Raw genomic sequence first — 20462 nt, forward strand, 5'->3', positions numbered from 1 at the left:
CTCGTCGAGCCGCACCCGGGACAGCGGGCTGAGGCCCAGGGACGGCGGCGCGGGCTACTCGACCATGGTGGTCAGGGTATCGCCATCCGGTGTCCACGTCGTGATGCGACGCTGGGGTAGGGCCGTCCGGCCCTACGGGTGCGGCCGGTGGCCGCCATACGGTCGATGAGACGACCCGATCGATGGAAAGGGGCCTCGTGAAGACCCTCGCAGAGCTGGACGACGCCGAGCTGGCCGGGCTGGATGCCTGGTGGCGGGCGGCCAACTACCTGACGATCGGCCAGATCTACCTGCGCGGCAACCCGCTGCTGCGGGAGCCGCTGCGGCCCGAGCACATCAAGCCGCGCCTGCTCGGCCACTGGGGCACCAGCCCGGGCCTGTCGCTGATCTACGCGCACGTGTCCCGCCTGATCCGGCACACCGGGCAGGAGGCGATCTATCTGGCCGGTCCGGGGCACGGCGGCCCGGCGCTGGTGGCCGCCGGCTACCTGGAGGGCACCTACAGCGAGATCTACCCGCGGGTGAGCCAGGACGAGGCCGGTATGCTCCAGCTGTTCCGCCAGTTCTCCAGCCCGGGCGGCATCCCGAGCCACGTGTCGGTGACCACGCCGGGTTCGATCCACGAGGGCGGCGAACTGGGTTACGTGCTGGTGCACGCGTTCGGCGCGGTGCTCGACAACCCGGATCTGCTGGCCGTCGCGGTGATCGGTGACGGCGAGGCCGAGACCGGCCCGCTGGAGGGCTCCTGGAAGGGCATCTCGTTCCTGAACCCGGCCCGGGACGGCGCGGTGCTGCCGATCCTGCACCTGAACGGCGCCAAGATCGCCGGTCCCACGGTGCTGTCCCGCAAGCCGGCCGAGGAGGTCAACGGCCTGCTGCGCGGCCACGGGTACGAGGTGATCGAGGTGTCCGGCGACGACCTGCCCGGCATGCACGTGCGGTTCGCCGCCGCGCTGGCCCGGGCGTGGGGCCGGATCCGCGAGATCCAGGACGCCGCCCGCAACGGCCGGTGGGACGGCACCCGCCCGCTGTGGCCGCTGATCGTGTTGCGCTCGCCGAAGGGCTGGACCGGCCCGGACGAGGTCGACGGCGTCCGGGTGACCGGCACCTGGCGGTCGCACCAGGTGCCGCTGTCCGGGGTGCGGGACAACGCCGACCACCTGGCGCTGCTGGAGCGGTGGCTCAGGTCGTACCGGCCGGAGGAGCTGTTCGACGACGCCGGCGCGCCGGTCGAGGTGATCCGGCAGCAGGCGCCGGACGGTGCCCTGCGGATGAGCGCGTCGCCGCACGCGAACGGCGGCATCCTCACCCGTGATCTCGATCTGCCGGACTTCCGCACGTACGCCATCGAAGTGAAGGAACCGGGCACCGAGCGTGCCGAGTCGACGCGCAAACTCGGCGAACTGATGCGTGACATCTACGCGCGCAACCCGCGGACCTTCCGGCTGTTCTGCCCGGACGAGACCAACAGCAACCGGCTCGGCGCCGTCTTCGAGGTCTCCGACCGCGCCTTCATGGAGCGGGTGAACGACGACGACGTGGCGATCGGCCGGGACGGCCGGGTCATGGAGGTGCTCAGCGAGCACAACTGCCACGGCTGGCTGGAGGGCTACAACCTGACCGGCCGGCACGGGATGTTCGCGACGTACGAGGCGTTCGCGATGGTGAGCGCCTCCCAGACGGTGCAGCACGGCAAGTGGCTGCAGGAGGCCAAGCCGCTGCCCTGGCGGCTGCCGGTGCCCAGCCTGAACGTGCTGCTCACCTCGACCGCCTGGCGCAACGACCACAACGGCTTCTCGCACCAGGGCCCCGGCCTGCTCCAGGTGGTGCTGAACCAGCGCGGTGACGTGGCCCGGCTCTATCTGCCGCCGGACGCGAACACCCTGCTCTCGGTGGCCGACCACTGCTTCCGGTCGCGCTCGTACATCAACCTCATCGTGATCGACAAGCAGCCGCAGCTGCAGTACCTGTCAATCGACGAGGCGGTGGCGCACTGCACCCGCGGCGCCGGAGTGTGGGAGTGGGCCGGCACCGACGACGGCACCAGCGATCCGGACATCGTGCTGGCCTGCGCCGGCGACGTGGTCACCATGGAAACGGTGGCGGCCGCGCAGATCCTGCGGGAGCGGCTGCCCGGGTTCAAGGTGCGCCTGGTCAACGTGGTCGACCTGATGACGCTGATCCGGCCCAAGGACCATCCGCACGGGATGAGCGAGACCCTGTTCACCGAGTTGTTCACCGACACGGTCGACGTGGTGTTCGCGTTCCACGGCTACCCGGGCGCCATCCACCAGCTGGTGCACGGCCGGCCGGACGCCGACCGGTTCCGGGTGCGCGGCTTCGTCGAGCAGGGCACCACCACGACCCCGTTCGACATGACCGTGCGCAACCGGACCTCGCGCTACCACCTGGTGATGGACGCGCTGAACAACGCGCGGCGACTGCCGCGCGGCGCCGCCGAACTGATGGCCTGGTGCGAGTCCCAACTGCAGAAACATGAGGGGTACGTGGTGGAGCACCTCGAGGACATGCCCGAGGTGCGCGACTGGGTGGTGCCGCGCTAGGTCAGACGCCCACCCCGCGGAAGCCGTCGGCGGTGTACCGGACCAGGCCAGCGAGCTGGTTGCGGACGGTCACCTCCGGCGGCCTGCCGGGCAGCGGCTTCGCCGGGCGCGACAGGTAGTGCCGGATGACCGCGGGGAAGCGGTCGAACAGCAGGTTCCGCGGCCTCTCCCAGACGATGCCGTTCTCCTCGCACACCGCCCGCACGTCCCGCTCGGTGGCCAGGTTGGCGAAGCCGGAGCCCTGGTAGGGCAGGACGTGGTGCACCCGGTGCGGGCTGAGGCCGGCGCTCAGGAACAGGTCGACCCAGCGGTTGCCCACGATGGTCAGGTCGTAGCTGAGGCAGATCTGCCGGGCCGCCCAGTCGTCGCGCCACCGCTCCGGGATCGACGCGACCTCTTCCTCATCGGTGCGGTCGTCCTCGAAGTCGTGGCTGGCCACCACCAGGAACGTGTTGAACCAGAGCGTGATGACGAACTGGACCAGCCAGGCCAGCACGTGCCCGGTGAGCAGGCAGGCGACCAGTTCGACCAGCAGCCAGGCCCGGACCAGCCAGAAGTCGGCGCGCAGCGGCGGCTTGTCGCCCTTGGGCCGCTCGAACAGGGCCAGTTCGCGGGCCCGCAGCGACAGCCCGCTCAGGCAGATGCCGAGTTTGTGCAGCGTGTACCCGGGGATGCGCAGCACCGGGTGCAGCTGGAGCATGCCGTCGAAGAACGTCTTTTTCACGTCCGCGCCGGAGCCCATGTACGGGTGGTGCAGCAGCACGTGCCCGTCCGCGCCGATCAGGCTGGTGCCGACGTAGTTGACGTCGAACAGCGCCTTGCCGATCGGGAGCGAGTATTTGCGCTGGTCGCGCCACTTCCGGTGCAGGTGGTAGTGGCCGGAGCCGGCCAGCGCGGTGCGGGTCAGCACCATGACCACCACGAACAGCCAGGCCGGTACGAGGCCGGCGACCAGCAGGCCGAGCGTGGCCACGTGCGCGGCCGCGACGGCCACCGTGACCGCGTCGAACCAGCGGTCGTACCGGCGCAGGTCGCGTTTCGAGAACCGGGCGTTGACCCGGGTGCGGATCGCGGCGAGCAGGCTGACCTCGTCGCGGTAGTCGAGGCGGGGCAGGTCGCGCGCGGCGTCGAAGTCCGGGTCGAGCAGGAACGGTGGGACGCCCAGTTTCGGGAGCACGTCCTTCTCGGTGACGCCGGTTATCTCGTACCGGGAAAGGATCTTTTGAAGTTTGGCCGGGTCGCGGTGATAGGTGTGCAGGACCGCGCTGATGTCCCGGCCCTGACTCGGTCCGAACCAGGTGGTGCCGCCGGGATGGATTTTCATCCACTCGGTGAAGTCGTACGCCTTTCCGTCCACGATCCAGAACGGCCGGCCCTGCGGGAGAACGGTGCCGGTATAGGGCGAGCTGCGAATGTCGGTCATGCTGTGCCTTCCTTAGGCATGCCCTTCTGGCCCTCGCCTCCAGCGCCGTCCGCAAGTGCCGCCGGGTGCCGCTCGGTGCAGGCGGTCATGCGGACCACTCCACGAGTGCGGTTTCGATCTGTGCTCCCGGCCCCATGGTGACCAGCACACCCCGGTCGCCCTCCGCCGCGCTGCCCTCGGCCAGCAGCCGCTCGAGGCTCACCAGGAAGCTGCCGCTGGAGATGTTGCCGTAGTCGCGCAGCACCGAGCGGCTGTGCCGGACGTCGTGCTCGTCGAGGCCGAGCCCGTCCCGCACGGCGTCGATCACCGCCCCGCCGCCGGTGTGCAGCACCCAGTGCCGGACGTCGGCGAGGCCCATCCCGTGGCGGCGCAGCAGCCGGGTCACCGGTTCCCGGACGTTGCCGCCGATCACGGACGGGATGGCCGGGTCGATGTAGAAGCTCCACTTGCCGGCGGCGTCGTCGAAATCGAACCGCATGGCGGCCCACTGTTCGGGGATGCACCAGCTCTCGAAGTCGAGCACCACCGGCCGCGGCCCGCCGGTGCCGGCGCCCGCCGCGTAGACGCCCGGGCCGGTCAGCACCGCGGCCGCCGCGCCGTCGCCGAACAGGCTGTTCACCACGCCGGTCCGGGGCGTGTCGTCGACCACGTACATGGCCGAATTGATCTCGCAGCACACCAGCAGCGCGACCCGGCCGGGATGGTTCGCCACCCACTGCACCAGCGGGTTCAGGCCGTTGAGCCCGGCGTTGCAGCCCATGCCCACCACGTCGGCCCGCACCAGCCGCCGGCCGAACCCCAGTTCGCGGGCGAACAGCGAACTCAGTCCCGGCACCAGGAAGCCGGTGGAGGTGACGCAGACCAGGTGGTCGACGTCCGCGGTGGACAGACCGGCGCCGTGCAGCGCCCGGTCGACGGCCCGCGACCCGATCTGGAGGGCGCCGTCGGAGAACTTGGCCCGCAGCGCGGCCGGCGACTCGTCCGGCACCCGCCCGGTGCGCGGGTCGGCCGGCGGCAGGTAGAGATGGCGTTTGCGGATGTGCGGCGCGGCGAGCAGTTTGCGGACCGCCGGATGGTGCAGGCCGAGCAGCGCGCCCACCTCGTCCTGCGAATAGGAATCGTCCGGAAATGCGCTGCCGACCGAGGCGATGGTGGCGGTCTTTTCCCGTAATAGCGGCAGCCGGTCGGTTTCCCGGACATCTCCGATAGGCATCATGTATCTGTCCCCCGATCGACACGTGCCCACGTCGCGGCTACGAGAGTAGGACACTGACGACACCCCCACAACGCCCGGCGAATATATGGGAGCTAATGTGGACAGAGCGGTTAACGGGGCACCGATTCGCTATTTATCGCGCGACGAGGACAGCGCGCGGTGGCACGGATTCCGGTTCCGTCCCGGCGATATCGTGATCAGCACCCGGCGGCGGGGCGGCACCACCTGGATGCAGATGATCTGCGCGTTACTGATCTTCCAGCACCCCGAGCCGCCGATCCCGCTCTGGCACCTCTCGCCCTGGCTGGACCACACGATCGCGCCCGCGCATCTGGTGCACGCGCGGCTGGCCGAGCAGCCGCACCGGCGGTTCATCAAGACGCACACCCCGCTCGACGGCATCCCGTACGACGCGCGGGTCAGCTACATCGTGGTGGCCCGGCACCCGCTGGACGTGTTCGTGTCGCTGCGGCACCAGCTCAACAACATCGACGGCGCCCGGATGAGCCGGATCACCGGCGGCACCCTCCCGGACGAACCGGCCGGTCCGGTGCGCGACGCGCTGCTGCGCTGGATCGAGGGCGAGGCCGGGCCGTACCCGGAAACCCTGGCCGGCGTGCTGGGGCACCTGGCCGTCGGGTGGGACCGGCGGGAGCTGCCGAACGTGCTGCTGGTGCACTACGACGACCTGGTCGCCGACCTCGACGGGCAGATGCGCGGGCTGGCCGGCCGGCTCGGCATCGCGGTGCCGGAGGCGGCCTGGCCGGTGCTGACCCGGGCGGCATCGTTCGAGCAGATGCGCGGCGCCGCCGACCGGCTGGTGCCGGGCGCCCGCGGGATGTTCCGCGACATCGCCTCGTTCTTCCGCCGGGGCACCTCCGGCGCGGGCCGTGAACTGCTGACGGCCGCGGAGCTGGCGCACTATCACGCCCGGGCCGCCGAGCTGGCGCCGACGGACCTGCTGGAGTGGCTGCACGGGAAGTAGGCTGTGCCCCGCGACGCGCAGCGACAGGGACGGGGACGTGATGCACGACGAGCTGTTCCGCCCGACTATCCGGGAGGAACCCGGTCCGGGACGGCCGCCCTGGCGCCCCGAGTCGATCCTGTACCCGGCGTTCTTCGGCGGCCCGCTGGCCGGCGGCCTGCTCGGCGTGCTCAACGGCCGCCGGCTCGGCCTGTCCGCGCCGCAGCTCGCCGCGATCGGCGCCGCCGCGTGCGCCGCGTTCGGCGCCCGCCTCGCGGTCAGCGCTTCTCTCGACGCCAACTCCGGGGTGCGGCTGGCCGGTTCGGTGGCCGGCGTCCTGGTGTGGCTCGTCGTCATCGCCCTGCAGCGCCGGCCGTTCCGCAGCTGGAGCCTGCGCGGCGGCGACCCGGCCAGCCTGGTCGGACCGGGCTGGCTCGCGTTCCTCGGCTGCGGACTGCTGGAGGTCGTCGTCATCGTGGGGCTGATCCGGTGACCGCGCCCGAACCGGTGCTCGGCCGGGTGCAGGCGCTGCTCATGGCCGGCCGCCCGGACCAGGCGCTGGCCGAGCTGTCCGCGTTGCCGCCGGCCGAGGCGGTCGGGTCGGTGGCGATGCAGTTGCGCTGCGCCGCGCTGGTGCAGATGGGCCGCTGGCCCGAGGTGAGCGAGGCGGCCCGGGCCGGGCTGGCGAGCACCGGCCCCGATCCGGGGCTGCTGCTCTGGCTGGGCCGCGCCGAGCACGAACTGGGCCGGTCCGCGATCGCCGAGCGGGCGCTGCTGGACGGGCTCGCGCTGCTGCCGCACGACGTCGACCTGCTGTGCGCGTACGCCGACGTGTGTGCCGCCAACGGCCAGGTGGACAAGGCCGGCAAGCTGGTCGACCTGGCCGCCGCGCAGGACCCGCACTCGCCGGTGGTGTACGCGGCCCGGGTGCAGGTGGCCTACGCCCGCGGCGACGACAAGGCCGCACAGCGGATCAGCCAGGAGTTCGTGGCGGCGTACCCGGAGAACCCGGCAGCGCACGCACTGCTGGGCGGGATCAGCGCGGCCCGCGGTCAGGTCGGTGCCGCCTACGCCGGTTTCCGCCAGGCGGCCGCCACCGCGCCGGCCGAGCACTCGTTCGCCGAGTCCGCGCTGGAGCTCAAGGCCGCGCAGCATCCGCTGATGTGGCCGCTGCGGCCGGTGCTGCGGTTCGGCGCGCTCAAGGTGTGGATCGCGGCCATCCTGCTGATCTTCGGGTTGCGGGCGATCGGGCTGGCCCCGCTGGGCGGGCTGCTCGGCCTGTGCTGGCTGGTCTACTGCATCTACTCGTGGGTGGTGCCGCCCCTGGTCCGGCGCTGGGTGCGGCGAGCCTGGCGTTAGTCCAGGCGGCGCAGAAGGACCCGGACCTCGTCGGCTTCCGGTGTGCCGAGGTTGATGTACAAGGTCAAGGCCCGCTCGTAATGCTCGCGGGCAAGGTCAGGGTGGCCGAGGCTCAGATGTGCGTGGCCGAGACCGGTGTGGGCGCGGGCCTGCTGCTGGCGGTCGCAGACGTCGACGGCGAGTGCGTCGGTGTGGTGGCCGACGGCCTCGGCGTGGCGGCCCGCCGCGTGGGCTGCTTCGCCGAGGCCGTTGAGTGCCCAGACCTGCCCGAACCGGTGGTGAGCCTCGCGGAGGACGGTCAGTGCCCGCTGGTGGAGGTCGACGGCCCGGTCCGGCCGGCCGAGGCGGGTCTCGATGCTGCCGAGGCTGTCCAGCACGCTTGCTTCGCCGGTGTGGTTGCCGAGTTTCCGGAACAGGGCCAGGGACTGGCGCAGATGGCGGCCGGCGTCCTCGTACCGGCCCCAGCGCATCTCGGCGTAGCCGAGACTGTCCAGCGTGCTGGCCTCGCCGAAGAGGTCACCAGCCTGCCGGAACAGGAACAGCGACTGGTTGTCGTAGTTGACGGCCTCCTGGTATCTGCACAGCCGCCAGTGGACGTTGCCGAGGTTGTTCAGTGTCCGGGCCTCGCCGATCTGGTCGCCGGACTGCCGATCGAGGTCCAAGGCCCGGGTGAACTGGTCGGTGGCCTCGCGGTAGTCGCCCGCCCGGACGGCGGCGTTGCCGAGGTGATTCCGCGCGCGGGCCTCGCCGGCCGGGTCGCGGACCTGCTGGAACAGTTCCAGGGCCTGCTCGAAATGCTCGGTGGCCGGCTCGGGCCGGCCCAGTCGCTGGTAGGCGAGGCCGAGGCTGTTCAGGGCGTGGGCCTGACCGGCCGGGTCGCCGTTGTCGCGAGCGGCCCGCCGGGCGTGCGTGTGCACGGTCAGGCCGTCGGTGTAGTGCCCGCCATCGAGGTAAGTGTGCAGGATGCGGGCGAGCCGGGTGCTGTGGGCGGGCCAGCCGTGTGTCGCGGCGTGTACGGCGACGGCGACCAGGTTGGGTCGCTCGGTGTCGAGCCAGCCGAGGGCGGCGGCCGGGTCGGCCAGGTCCGGGTCTGGTGTGCCGGCCGAGGGTGGGTGGGGCTGCGGGCGCGACTCGGTGGGGTGCAAGGTGCCCATGGCAGCCGCGGCCGCGGCGAGGTAATGGTCGAACAGGCGGGTCAGCGCGGCGCGGCGCTGCGATGGGCGGTCCTGGTCGTGGGCGAGCGTGGTGGCGTAGGCGCGGACCAGGTCGTGGAACGTGTAACGGCCGAGGGACGCCTGCTGCAGGAGGTGGTCGCCGTGCAGCAGGCCGAGGTGGGTGCGGGCGGTGTCCGGATCCGTGCCGGCGAGGGCTGCGGCCGCGTGGGCGTCCAAATCGTGCCCCGGGTGCAGGGCCAGCAGCCGCAACAGTCGTCGCCGGTCGGGAGGCAGGTGCTGGTAGGACAGGTTCAGGGCGAGTTCGACACCGGTGTCCAGTCGCCGCTGGTGGTGGCGTTCGTCCAGCCAGTCGGCGTGGTCGGTCAGGCTCCAATCCGGTTTGGCCTGGATGTGCCCGGCCACCAGCCCGAGCGCGAGGGGCAGGTGGCCGCAGCGGTCGGCGATGCGGGCCGCCGCGGTGGAGTCGTCGCCGGCCGGCAGTCGCGGCGTGGCCCGGGCCAGGAACTCGACCGCCTCGCCGGGGGTGAACACATCCAGCGCGAGATGGGTGGCGGATCGCAGGTCGGCGAGAGCACGGCGGCTGGTGATGAGTGCGGGACTGTTCCCGTCGCGCGGTAGCAGCGGCCGGACCTGGTCGGCTCCGGCAGCGTTGTCCAGAACCACCAGCACGCGGCGGCCGGCCAGCAGATCTCGGTAGCGTGCGGCACGGCCCTCCAGGTCGTGCGGAATCTGCTGGCCGGTCTCGCCGAGCAGTCGCAGGAACCCCTCCAGCACGGCTGCCGGGTCGGCCGGGGGCTGACCCGCGTCGGGGTGGAAGCCACGCAGGTTGACGAAGAGCACCTGGTCGACGGACCGTTCCCGGAGCACAAGATGCCCGGCGTGCACGGCGAGCTGGGTCTTGCCGATCCCGGCCATCCCCTCGATCGCGGAGATCACCACCGGCCCCCGGTCGCGGCGGTCGTCGCCGAGCTCACGGCGTATCCACTCCACCTCGGCCGTGCGGCCGGTGAACCTGGCCAGCTCGGGCGGCAACCGGTCCTGAACCCGGACCTGCGCCGCCGCCGTGCTCTCCGCGCCGATCACCCGCAACGCCTGGCGCCACTGGGCCACGTATCCGACGTCCGGGTGCAGCGTCTGCACAATCGCGACAATCAACTCGGCGTTCACCCGCCGCCGGTCGGTCCGGAAGCAATCGAGCACGGTGGTTCGGCCCGGTAGTTCGGTGGCCGGCCGGCCCGCCGCGGACCACGCCTTGCCCACCCGGGTCCGAATGTCGCCGTAGGACGGATCACCGGCCCACACCTTCAGCATCCGTAGCCGTTCCAGCAGGCCGTCCAGAGTGGTTGCCGACCCGGGATCGGGTGGTGCCACCAGCGTGTGCCGGGGATCCGGCGTGCGGAGGCCGGTGTCGTCCGCGGGCGCCCGGACTGCGCCAGCCGCCGGTCGGGGCCACAACCGGGCGACCACCTCAACCGGTACGCCGTACGTCCGCGCCATCGCGGCGACGACCGCGGCGCGGCGGGACGTGGAGCGCCAAGCCGCCGGAACGTTGGCGGTCTCCGCCTGTTCAAGGAGCCACCTCGTCGCCGGCACACGGTCGCCGAGCGCACCGGCCAGCCGGGCGACGGCCTGAGTTCGGGTCATCCCCGCGGCCCGGCGCAGCCCCGCCAGATCCGCCGGCTCGGGCGCGGCGGTGAGCACGCCGGGCGCGCATCCTATCGCCGCCGCCAGCGTTGCCAGCCGGGCCGGCTCGGGTGCGGCTCGGCCCCGCTCGTAGGCGATGATCTGTTGACGGGTGGTGCCGACAGCTTCGGCCACCCGCTGCTGGCTGAGCCCGGTCGCCAGCCGCCGCCGCCGGAATTCCGCCGCGTTGAATCGGCTCGTCCCCCGCGCCACGCCCACAAGCCTAGAGCACCCGTGCGGTTTAGACCGGCCGCCCGGCGTCGGATCAGGTCGGACTTCGCGTCTCCTGCCGCGCCGGAACTCAGCCTGGGTGGAGGTTTTCATCTCGTTCACGGAGGACAATCGTGCATCGACAAATCCTGGCAACGGTGGCGGTCTTCGCCACCGCCCTGGCCGTTCCGCTCACCGTCGGCTCGCCGGCCCAGGCGTACGGCACCCGGCCCGCATCCTGCAACACCGCCTCGCTCTGCTTCTACAACTTCATCCAGTTCCGGGAGAGCGACGGCGTGGGAAAGGTCACCGGTAGTAACCCCCACCTCGGCGTCTTCTCACACGCCACCTGTAAGGACGGCACCTGGAACAACTGCATGTCGTCGGTGTGGAACGCCACCTCCAGGTGCTTCCACCTGCACAACGGCACCGACTACACGCTCGGCTATCACAACCTGGCACCCAACGACGGCTACACGGACATGGGCGCGCAGACGTCGTTGAACAACAGGGTCAGCTCGGTGCGGGCCGGCAGTACCGGCAACTGCAACTTCTGACGGGCCGCACCCATGCGATGGGTCATGACCATCGTTCCGGTGGCTCTGATCGCATCGGTGGTGTCGTCCGGCTGCGCGCCGGACGACACCACACCGCGGCCACCGGACACGTACGCAGTCGACATGGTCGTGCGGGGCGAGCAGTTCCAGCGCGACGCGGACCTGCTCGCCGCTGCCGAGGACCAGCTGGTCACGACATGCATGCGGGTCGCGGGCCTCGCGTTTCCGCAGGACGAACCGCCCGCCGGATACGACGAGGCGCTGACCGGGCGGTCCTACCTCGAGACGCGGTACGGCGACAGCCCCACGATCGTGGTCAGCTCGGGCGGATGCCGGGGCCGGGCCCGTGCCGGGCTGGCCGGATCGGTGCAGCGGTGGGCCACCGCGTTCTACGCACCCGGCTACCTGCGAGACGACCTGATCCGGCAGGCCGGGACTGACGACCCGACCGCCCTTCGCGCCGCCGCGGCTACGATGCCGAGGGACTGGCAGGCCGAGGTGGCGGAGGTCGCTCTGATCCGGCGCGCTGCCGTGGACGCCGCACTTCAGGTCTGACCGTCCCTAAAAGACAGACTATTTCCTCGCCATTTTGGTGGGCGGTTCAGAAGATCCGGTACATCTGGATCGGTCGATCGGCTACGCCTCGTGTGCGGTTGGTCCTTGGCCGTTACGCCGGGAACCGGCAGCATTCTGGGTGAGCTGGCGAAACGGCGGCGGCAACGGATCTTTGCCGGCGTGGCACGGAATGGACACGAGGCGCTAAAGAGGAATCGGCTGTTCTTTCCCTGGGGCGGGGTGGTGCGTCATGATCCGGGTTCTGGTGGTGCGGGACGAGGGGTATTTCGGGGTCCCGGTGCGTGCCCTCATCGAGTCCCGGCCAGACCTGCACTGTGTCGGCACCCTGGCCCTCGACCACGGCCTGGTCGAACGCGCCGCCCAGCTGTGGCCGCACGTGATCGTCTTCGACTCCCAGCACATGGTGAGCCAGTTGCTGCCGTTCGCGTCCGACCTGCACGCCGCCATCCCGTCCTGCGCCCTGCTGGTGCTGTCCGACCCCGCCAAGCGCGGCATGCTGCCGCCACGGCGGCGGGCCGCCGGGCTCAATTTTCTGCTCAAGGGCGCGTCCGAGACCCTTCTGGCCGATTCGGTACGCCGGCTGGCCGCGGGCGAGCGGGTGGTGTCGCCGGTGCTCCAGGCCGCGTCGCTGAACGCCGACCGCTCGCTGACCACCCGGGAACTCGAGGTGCTCGGGCTGGCCGCCGAGGGCGACTCGGTGAAGGACATCGCGAGCCGGCTGTTCCTGTCCGGCGGCACGGTCCGCAACTACCTCTCGGCGATCATCTCCAAGACCGGGGCGCGCAACCGGCTCGACGCGATCCGCATCGCCCGCCGGGATGGTTGGCTGCATTGATCCACCGGGCGGGTCCTGCGCGACGTACCGTTGGGCGGGATGCGACCCGAACCGTTCGTCATCCCGGCGCTGCCGATCCTGCTGCCGCTGGGCGCCGTCCTCATGGTCGCGTCCTGGGTGGTGCTGCGCCGGCGGGGCACGCTGACCGGCCGGCGGCTGGCCGCGTTCTGGCTGGCTTCGTGGTATGCGGTGGCGGTGCTGGGCGCCACGCTGCTCCCGCTCGAGGTCGACCCGGGCGGTGCGATCGAGTGGTTCCGGATCAACCCGGTGCCGCTGACCATGCTGCGGGTCCGCGACTTCGTGCTGAACATCGCGATGACCGTGCCGCTGGCCGCCGTGCTGTATGTCGTGTTCGGGGTGCGCGACCGGGCCCGGGTGCTGCGGGTGGCGGTGCTGGTGAGCGCGTCCATCGAGGTCACGCAGACCGTGCTGATCCTGACCGTGCACGGCAACCGGTGGGCCGAGGCCAACGACCTGGTCGCCAATGTGGGTGGTGCGTGGCTGGGCTTCCTGCTCTTCCGCCGGCTTCTCGACGTCGAGGGGGTACGCCGAGCGGTGGACGGTTCAGCAGCGGTGCCCGAGCGCACGCCCTGACGGCCGGCTGGCGCACGCGTACACCCGGGCGACCGCGGCGGCCTGGTGGTCGGCGTCGTACCGGCGGCCCGCGGTGCGCGGCGGCAACCGGGCGAAGTGGCGCTCGGCGAGGCAGAGCAGTTCGGCCCGCAACTGGCGGGGCAGCGACTCCCGGTCGTGCGGGGTGAGCCGGCGGCTGCCGCCGACCGCGGCCCGGGCCTCGGCCAGTTCCTCCAGCGGCGTGCAGCGGGCGTACAGCGCGGGCAGCCCGGCCGCGATGGCCTCCAGCACCACGAGGCCGAACGTGTGGTCGCCGGGCGAGGCGAAGACGTCCATGGCGCTCAGCATCGCCCGGGGGTGCCCGACCGCGCCGGCGAAGCGCACCCGGTCGGCGATCCCCTCGATCTCGGCGAGCCGTTCCAGCGCGGTGCGCGCCGAGCCGTCGCCGACCAGCAGGAGCACCGCGCCGGGCACCTCGGCCACCGCCCGGATCAGCCGGTCGAACCGTTCGCCCGGCTCGAGCCGGCCCACGCCGCCGACCACCGGCGCGTCCGGCGCGATGCCGAGCCGGTCCCGCACCGCGTGCCGCAGGCCCGGGTCGTACCGGAACTCCTCGGCCGCGACCGCCTTGGGGATCACCGTGACCCGGCCGTCCGGCACGCCGCACGCACGCAGCCGGCCGGCGACCGCCGGGGTGGCCGCGATGGTGACCCGGCCGAGCCGCTCGCCGGCCAGGTAGAGCCGGCCCGCCGGGGCGTCCGGGTCGAGGTGGTGCTCGGTGGCCACCACGCACGGCACGCCGGCCAGCCGGGCCGCGAACCGGCCGGCCAGACAGGCTCGGTGCGCGTGCGCGTGCACCAGGTCGAAACGGCCGCGCCGGATCAGCCGGCGCAGCGGGCCGACCGCGGCCAGGTCGTGCCGCGCGCTCACCTCGTGCACCCGGACCCCGGCGGCGCGCAGGGCGGCGGCGACCGCGCCCGGCGGCGACAGCGTGACGACCTCGCTCTCGTGCGGCAGCCGGCGCACCAGCAGGCGCAACTGATGCTCGGGACCGCCCTCGGCCAGCGCACTGATGACGTGCAGCACTCTCATGGCCCGACCTCGATCCGCGCCTCTCTTTGACGCGTTTAATCGACGCTGCCAAATCAATCGGCCGCAATAACAGTTGCAAATGTCATGGGAAACATGAAGGATCTTCACACTGCTCGTGACAATTGCTACTGTGCCCGGCCACCCCGGAATGACACGCTCCAAATGCGAGCTCGGAAATCATTTCGCGGGCCAATTCCGGCCCTCCCATCGGCGGCCAGGGGGATTTCATGGAGTCAGTGCGCGCGTGGCGTTGGGCTGCCCTGCGCGGCCGGGCCGCCCGGGCCGGGGCGGACGTCCTGGCACTCGCGGTCGCGCTGCTGATCGCCACGCTGCTGCGGCACGACGGCCATGTCAGCCATCTGAACCTGACCGGTCTGCTGGCGCTGGCCGCGGTCGGCGCGGTGGTGCAGGTCGCCGCCGGGCTGCACTTCGGCCTCTACACCGGCCGCTGGTCGTACGGCTGCTTCGAGGAGATCGCGGCGCTGGCCAAGACCGCGGCCGTCGCCACGCCGGTGATCTTCGTGCTGGACACGCTGCTCGGCCGCCTGGCGCCCCGGTCGGCGATCATCGGCTCCGGCCTGATCGCGCTGGTGCTGGCGGCCGGCGTGCGCTACGCCGTGCGGCTGCTGCGCGACCAGCGGCTGCGGCCGTCGCCCGAGCAGGGCAGCCGGGTCGTGGTGATGGGCGCCGGCGAGGGCGCGGCCCAGGTGGTCCGGGCCATGCTGCGCAGCCCGGCCAGCCCGTACGTGCCGGTGGCGCTGCTCGACGACGACCCGGCCAAGCGCAGCCTGCGGGTCATGGGCGTACCGGTCACCGGTAACCGGCACGCGCTGGCCGACGTGGTCCGCCGGTTCCGGGCCGACGCGGTGCTGATCGCCATCCCGAGCGCCGGCGCCGACCTGGTGCGCACCCTCAGCGACCTGGCCCGCCCGCTGAACGTGGACGTCAAGGTGGTGCCGCCGGTGGTCGAGCTGTTCGGCCGCAGCGTCAGCATCGACGACATCCGCCCGGTCAGCCACGCCGACCTGCTCGGCCGCCGCGAGATCAGCATCGACCTGGCCGCGGTGGCGGGCTACCTGGCCGGGCGCCGGGTGCTGGTCACCGGGGCCGGCGGGTCGATCGGCTCGGAGCTGTGCCGGCAGCTGGCCCGGTTCCAGCCGGCCCGGCTGGTGATGCTCGACCGCGACGAGTCCGGCCTGCACGCGGTGCAGCTGTCGCTGGACGGCCGCGGCCTGCTCGACGACCGCAACCTGGTGGTCGCCGACATCCGCGACCAGCAGCGGCTCGACGAGGTGTTCCGGGAACACCGGCCGCAGGTGGTGTTCCACGCGGCGGCCCTCAAACACCTGCCGCTGCTGGAGATGCACCCGGCCGAGGCGCTGAAGACGAACGTGCTGGGCACCTACCAGATCCTGCAGACCGCGCTGCGGCACGGCGTCGACCGCCTGGTCAACATCTCCACCGACAAGGCCGCCGAGCCGGTGAGCGTGCTCGGCTACTCGAAACGCATCACGGAGCGGCTGACCGCGGCCGCGGACACGGCGGTGGCCGGCACCTACTGCAGCGTCCGGTTCGGCAACGTGCTGGGCAGCCGCGGCTCGGTGCTCACGGCGTTCGCCGCCCAGGTGGCCGCGGGCGGGCCGCTGGCCGTCACCGACCCCGAGGTGTCCCGGTTCTTCATGACCGTGCAGGAGGCGGTCCGGCTGGTGATCCAGGCCGGCGCGCTGGACAGCGCCGGCGAGGTGCTGGTGCTCGACATGGGCGAGCCGGTGCGGATCGCCGATGTGGCGCACCGGATCGCCGCCGAGGCCGACCGGCACATCCAGGTGGTCTACACCGGGCTGCGGGCCGGCGAGAAACTGCACGAGGTGCTGCTCGGCCCCGGCGAGGTGGACCGCCGCCCGAACCATCCGCTGATCTCGCAGGTGCCGGTGCCGCCGCTGGACGGTGCGGTGCTGTCGCTGGCCGACCCGGCCGCGCCGCGCACCGACCTGATCGCGGTGCTGCGCTGGCTGGCCGAGTCTCCGGCGCTGTCCGTGGTGCGCGAGCCGCAGCAGGCGAGGCAGCGATGAGCCGGGTCATCGTGGTGGGGCAGGGCTACGTGGGGTTGCCGCTCGCGGTCCGGGCCGCCCAGGTGGGGCACGACGTGGTCGGCTTCGACCTGGACGACGAACGCGTCAAGCGGCTCGCCGCCGCCGAGTCCTACGTGGACGACATCTCGAACGAGGAACTGCGCGAGGTGCTGGACGCCGGCACCTTCCACCCGTCGGCCGACCCGCGCTCGTGCGCCGGGTTCGACGTCGCGGTCATCGCGGTGCCCACCCCGCTGCGCGACGGCACCCCCGACCTGACCTACATCGAGGAGTCGGCTCGCACGCTGGCCCGTTACCTGCGTCCCGGCGCCACCGTCGCGCTGGAGTCCACCACCTACCCGGGCACCACCGCCGAGCTGGTGGCGCCGCTGCTCGAGGAGGGCTCCGGCCTGGTCGCCGGCGTCGACTTCCACCTCGGCTACAGCCCCGAGCGGATCGACCCGGGCAACCGCGAGTGGGATCTGGTGCGTACCCCCAAGGTTGTCTCCGGCATCAACCCGGAGTCACTGGCCCGCATCGAGGCCTTCTACGGCTCGGTGGTCGAGCGCACCGTGCCGGTCTCCGACACCCGGGTCGCCGAGCTGGCCAAGCTGCTCGAGAACACGTTCCGGCACGTCAACATCGCGCTGGTCAACGAGCTCGCGGTGTTCGCGCACGACCTCGGCATCGACGTGTGGGAGGCGATCGGCGCGGCCGCCTCGAAACCGTTCGGGTACATGAAGTTCGTGCCCGGACCCGGCGTGGGCGGGCACTGCCTGCCGATCGACCCGTCCTACCTGTCCTGGCGGGTGCAGCGCACGCTCGGCCAGAGTTTCCGCTTCGTCGAGCTGGCCAACGACATCAACAACCACATGCCCGACTACGTGATCCGGCGGCTGGTGGCCGCGCTCAACCGGCAGCGCAAGGCGGTCAACGGGTCGACCGTGCTGCTGCTGGGCCTCGCGTACAAGAAGAACAGCGGCGACGCGCGCGAGTCGCCGGCCCGCCGGGTGGCCGCGCTGCTGCTCGACATGGGCGCCGAGGTGCGCGCCGCCGACCCGCACGTGGTGGAGGACGCGCACATCGACCGGCGGGTGATCCGGGTGGCGCCGACCGCCGAGCAGATCGCCGCCGCGGACGCCGTGCTGCTACTCGCCGACCACGACGCCTTCGACCTGGACCTGGTGCTGGAGCACGCCCGGTACGTGCTGGACACCCGGCGCCGCCTCACCGGACCCACCGTGGAGTCGCTCTAAGGAGGACACGTGCCCGCCGTACGCCTGCTCTGGGATCTTGCCAACCGCCTGGCCGCCGCCGTCGCTCTCATGCTGTTGTCCCCGGTGTTGCTGGGCGTAGCCCTGTGGATCCGGCTCGCCGACGGGCCGGGCGTGCTGTTCATTCAGGACCGCGCCGGCCGCAACGGGGTGCCGTTCCGGATGTGGAAGTTCCGCACCATGGTCCCCGACTCGGTGGCGCTGAGCGCCCGGATGGGACTCGACGACCCGTTCGGCCTGGTCGAGAACGACCCGCGGATCACCCGCTGCGGCCGGTTCCTGCGCCGCACCAGCCTGGACGAGCTGCCCCAGCTGGCGCACGTGCTGCTCGGCACGATGAGCCTGGTCGGCCCGCGCCCCGACGTGCTGCCGCAGGTGGCCAACTACTCGGCCGCCGACCGCCGCCGCCTCGAGGTGAAGCCCGGCATCACCGGCTGGGCGCAGATCAACGGCCGCGAGGACATCGACTGGCAGCAGCGCTTCGAACTGGACCGCTGGTATGTCGACCACTGGTCGCCGGCGCTCGACCTGCGCATCCTGTGGCGCACCGCGACCTCGCTGCACCGCGGCGAACCCCCGGTGCACGTCGACGAGCTGAACATCCAGCGTGCCGGCCGTGCCGCCTGACATCGGGTCCGAGTTCCACTGGGATCCGTCCCTGCTGACCGGCGGCGGCCCGCCCTGGCTGCCGCCGCGGCACGAGCTGTTCGCGACCGGCTGCGGTGCGCTGGCCGCGCTGCTGCTCCGGCTGAGCCCGGCCGGTCGCCTGCACCTGCCCACCTACTTCTGCATCGGCGTCGCCGAGTGGCTCTCCGCGCGGATCCCGATCGCCTGGTACCGGCATCTGCCGGACGGCCGCGGACCGCGCTGGGAGACGCTGCGGGTGCGCGACGGCGATCTGGTGCTGGCGCAGAACCTGTTCGGGCGCGACGACGGTTCGCCGTGGCTCGACTGGATGCGCGCCCACCCCGGCATCGTCGTGGTCGAGGACCATTCGCACGATCCGGTGGGGGAGTGGGCAAGAGCAAGCCAGGCGCCGTACGCGCTGGCGTCGTTGCGCAAGACCCTGCCGGTGCCGGACGGCGGCCTGCTGTGGTCGCCGCGCGGCCTGGACCTGCCCCGGCCGGCCGGCGGCGCGAGCCCGGGGACCGAGCTCAAGCTGGCCGGGATGCTGCTGAAGGCGGCCTGGCTGGCGGGGCGGCCGGTGCCGCGCGAGACGTTCCGCTCGCTGCAGGGACGCGGCGAAGGGGAGTTGCTGGGCAGCGGTGGTCCGGCGCACGCGCTGACGGCGGCGGCGCTGCCGCTGCTGGACGCCTACGCGATCCGCCGCCGCGACGCGGCGAACGCCCGCGCTTTAACGGCGGCACTGTCGCCGAAAGCCGCCTCCCAGCCGGATATTTCGCCCACGCCCGCTATTTCGCCCGCGGTGGACGCCTCCGGGTGGCGACTTCTCGGCGCCGGGCCGTTCCGCGTGCAGCTTCTCTGCCGTTCCCAGAACGGCCGTGACGCCCTGCTGCGGCACCTCGCGGCCCACCACATCTTTGCGCCGGTGCACTGGCGGCAGGACCGCACCGCGTTCTGGAGCGGCGACCCCGAAGCCGCCGCGCTGGCCGACCGGATGCTCACGCTCCCGGTCGACCACCGCTGCTCACCGGCCGACGTGCGCCGGACCGCCGAAGTGCTGCGCGCCGCCGCGGAAAGCGCCGCCCAGCGACGGCCGGCGACGGGCCCGGCTCCAGCGGCGTAGGCTCAGCGCCCACCGCAGCGCCGTGCGCGGCACCCGCCGCTGGGTCGTCACGTGCAGCAGGTAGCGCCACAGCGGATACTCGCCGCGCCGGTTCGACAGGGCGTAGGAGAACCGTTTCGCCGGCAGGTCCGCATACTCGGGCATCCGCTCGAACCATTCGCTGCTGGCCCGCGCGGCCTTCTGGAGCGGGGCCAGCGCCGCCTTGCGCCGGTGCTCGTAGCGTTCCAGCGCGGCCGCCAGGTCGCCGCCGCCGGCGATCGCGTCGGCCAGCGCCATGGCGTCCTGCATGGCCAGCTTGGTGCCGGAGCCGATCGCGAAGTGGGTGGTGTGCGCGGCGTCGCCCATCAGCGCCACGTTGCCGCTGTCCCAGCGCCGGTTGGTGACCCGGCGGAAGTTCAGCCAGCCGCCGCCGGCCCGCTGGTCGACCAGCGGGTGGCCGCCGAGGTGGCCGGCGAAGATCCGGCCGAGCAGGTCGGCGCCGGCCGGGCCGTCGAGCCGGTCGAGGCCCAGGCCGGTCCACGTCTCGGGGGTGCATTCGACGATGAACGTGCTGGCGCCGTCGGCGAACGGGTAGGCGTGGAACCAGATCCAGCCGGCCGTGGTCCGCTCGAAGCCGAACGTGAAGGTCCGGAACACGTGCGGGGTGCCGAGCCAGATGTACTTGTTGCGGCCGGTCTCCACCTCGGCGCCGAAGTGCGCGGCGTCCCGCTCGCGGATCCGGCTGCCGGCGCCGTCGCAGGCCACCACGAGATCCGCATCCGAAATGTCCGCCTCGGCCGAAGAGGAGAGCGAGTAACGCACGTCGACACCCAGCTCGACGGCCCGCTCGGCGAGCAGCGACAGGAGCCGGTGCCGGCCCAGGCTGAACCCGTACCCGGCCAGGTGGGTGACCGGCTTGCCGGCCGCGCGCACCTCGTACTCGTCCCAGCGGTAGGCCGCGTCCGAGATCCGCCGGGCGCTGACCGGGTCGTGCCGGAACAGGTCGTCGAGCAGGTCGTCCCAGAACACCACGCCCCAGCCGTAGGTGACGCCGGCCGGGTTGCGCTCCAGCACGGTGACCTCGTGGCCCGGGTCGGCCAGCTTGGCCAGCACCGCGAAATACAGCCCGGCGGGCCCGCCGCCGACGCAGGTGATCCGCATGG

Annotated in this window: 17 protein-coding genes; 12 read left to right on the plus strand and 5 right to left on the minus strand. The window is 72.2% G+C overall.

The genetic code is table 11. The features are described 5' to 3' along the window. The first annotated feature begins 182 nt into the window (after positions 1-182). Positions 183-2564 carry a phosphoketolase family protein gene (locus tag Ari01nite_RS07680; protein WP_203780404.1) on the plus strand — a complete coding sequence of 794 codons (2382 nt, stop codon included), beginning with the start codon at positions 183-185 and terminating at the stop codon, positions 2562-2564. 1 nt (position 2565) lies between these two features. Here the strand turns inward: Ari01nite_RS07680 and Ari01nite_RS07685 are convergent, their stop codons facing one another. Next, positions 2566-3987: a fatty acid desaturase gene (locus Ari01nite_RS07685; RefSeq protein ID WP_203780405.1), complete on the minus strand. Its 1422-nt coding sequence runs from the start codon at positions 3985-3987 to the stop codon at positions 2566-2568. A gap of 85 nt (positions 3988-4072) precedes the next feature. After that, a complete protein-coding gene (locus Ari01nite_RS07690; protein WP_203780406.1) occupies positions 4073-5200 on the minus strand; it encodes a type III polyketide synthase in 1128 nt (375 codons plus the stop codon). Positions 5201-5396: 196 nt separating this feature from the next. Between Ari01nite_RS07690 and Ari01nite_RS07695 the strand changes: the two genes are divergently transcribed. The 3 genes from Ari01nite_RS07695 to Ari01nite_RS07705 are packed head-to-tail and all read left to right on the plus strand — an operon-like array spanning position 5397 to position 7526. Further along, positions 5397-6188: a sulfotransferase domain-containing protein gene (locus Ari01nite_RS07695; RefSeq protein WP_239162559.1), complete on the plus strand. Its 792-nt coding sequence runs from the start codon at positions 5397-5399 to the stop codon at positions 6186-6188. 37 nt (positions 6189-6225) lie between these two features. Further along, positions 6226-6660, plus strand: coding sequence for a hypothetical protein (locus tag Ari01nite_RS07700; protein ID WP_203780408.1), 435 nt, complete (start codon positions 6226-6228; stop codon positions 6658-6660). Beyond that, positions 6657-7526: a tetratricopeptide repeat protein gene (locus tag Ari01nite_RS07705; protein ID WP_203780409.1), complete on the plus strand. Its 870-nt coding sequence runs from the start codon at positions 6657-6659 to the stop codon at positions 7524-7526. Before Ari01nite_RS07700 ends, Ari01nite_RS07705 begins: the two co-directional genes overlap by 4 nt. On the opposite strand, the gene Ari01nite_RS07710 is transcribed toward Ari01nite_RS07705, so the two are convergent. Further along, positions 7523-10597 carry a tetratricopeptide repeat protein gene (locus Ari01nite_RS07710; RefSeq protein WP_203780410.1) on the minus strand — a complete coding sequence of 1025 codons (3075 nt, stop codon included), beginning with the start codon at positions 10595-10597 and terminating at the stop codon, positions 7523-7525. The genes Ari01nite_RS07705 and Ari01nite_RS07710 overlap by 4 nt on opposite strands. A gap of 131 nt (positions 10598-10728) precedes the next feature. On the opposite strand from Ari01nite_RS07710, the gene Ari01nite_RS07715 reads away from it, so the two are divergent. The 4 genes from Ari01nite_RS07715 (at position 10729) to Ari01nite_RS07730 (ending at position 13156) form a co-directional block, all read left to right on the plus strand. Further along, on the plus strand, positions 10729-11151 hold the full coding sequence (locus Ari01nite_RS07715) for a peptidase inhibitor family I36 protein (protein ID WP_203780411.1): 423 nt from the start codon (positions 10729-10731) through the stop codon (positions 11149-11151). Positions 11152-11190: 39 nt separating this feature from the next. Beyond that, positions 11191-11706 carry a hypothetical protein gene (locus Ari01nite_RS07720; RefSeq protein WP_203780412.1) on the plus strand — a complete coding sequence of 172 codons (516 nt, stop codon included), beginning with the start codon at positions 11191-11193 and terminating at the stop codon, positions 11704-11706. Positions 11707-11956: 250 nt separating this feature from the next. Then, positions 11957-12562 carry a response regulator transcription factor gene (locus Ari01nite_RS07725; RefSeq protein WP_203780413.1) on the plus strand — a complete coding sequence of 202 codons (606 nt, stop codon included), beginning with the start codon at positions 11957-11959 and terminating at the stop codon, positions 12560-12562. Positions 12563-12601: 39 nt separating this feature from the next. Further along, a complete protein-coding gene (locus tag Ari01nite_RS07730) occupies positions 12602-13156 on the plus strand; it encodes a VanZ family protein (protein ID WP_203780414.1) in 555 nt (184 codons plus the stop codon). On the opposite strand, the gene Ari01nite_RS07735 is transcribed toward Ari01nite_RS07730, so the two are convergent. Then, complete coding sequence (locus Ari01nite_RS07735) at positions 13127-14227, minus strand: glycosyltransferase (RefSeq protein WP_203780415.1); 1101 nt, start codon at positions 14225-14227, stop codon at positions 13127-13129. The genes Ari01nite_RS07730 and Ari01nite_RS07735 overlap by 30 nt on opposite strands. Before the next feature lie 227 nt (positions 14228-14454). Between Ari01nite_RS07735 and Ari01nite_RS07740 the strand changes: the two genes are divergently transcribed. From Ari01nite_RS07740 to Ari01nite_RS07755, 4 genes are read left to right on the plus strand one after another with little or no spacing between them, the layout of a single operon-like run. Beyond that, the gene (locus Ari01nite_RS07740; RefSeq protein WP_203780416.1) at positions 14455-16299 is read left to right on the plus strand and encodes a nucleoside-diphosphate sugar epimerase/dehydratase; all 1845 of its coding nucleotides are present in this window, start codon (positions 14455-14457) and stop codon (positions 16297-16299) included. Next, a complete protein-coding gene (locus Ari01nite_RS07745) occupies positions 16296-17555 on the plus strand; it encodes a nucleotide sugar dehydrogenase (RefSeq protein ID WP_203780417.1) in 1260 nt (419 codons plus the stop codon). Before Ari01nite_RS07740 ends, Ari01nite_RS07745 begins: the two co-directional genes overlap by 4 nt. Before the next feature lie 9 nt (positions 17556-17564). Continuing rightward, positions 17565-18200, plus strand: coding sequence for a sugar transferase (locus Ari01nite_RS07750; protein ID WP_203780418.1), 636 nt, complete (start codon positions 17565-17567; stop codon positions 18198-18200). Beyond that, positions 18190-19320: a hypothetical protein gene (locus Ari01nite_RS07755; RefSeq protein ID WP_203780419.1), complete on the plus strand. Its 1131-nt coding sequence runs from the start codon at positions 18190-18192 to the stop codon at positions 19318-19320. The genes Ari01nite_RS07750 and Ari01nite_RS07755 overlap by 11 nt, the downstream gene beginning before the upstream one ends. Here Ari01nite_RS07755 and Ari01nite_RS07760 read toward each other — a convergent pair. Further along, positions 19222-20460 carry an FAD-dependent monooxygenase gene (locus Ari01nite_RS07760; protein ID WP_203780420.1) on the minus strand — a complete coding sequence of 413 codons (1239 nt, stop codon included), beginning with the start codon at positions 20458-20460 and terminating at the stop codon, positions 19222-19224. The genes Ari01nite_RS07755 and Ari01nite_RS07760 overlap by 99 nt on opposite strands. Between the last annotated feature and the right edge of the window lie 2 nt (positions 20461-20462).

Source organism: Paractinoplanes rishiriensis (genome assembly GCF_016862375.1).
GTDB lineage: Bacteria > Actinomycetota > Actinomycetes > Mycobacteriales > Micromonosporaceae > Actinoplanes > Actinoplanes rishiriensis.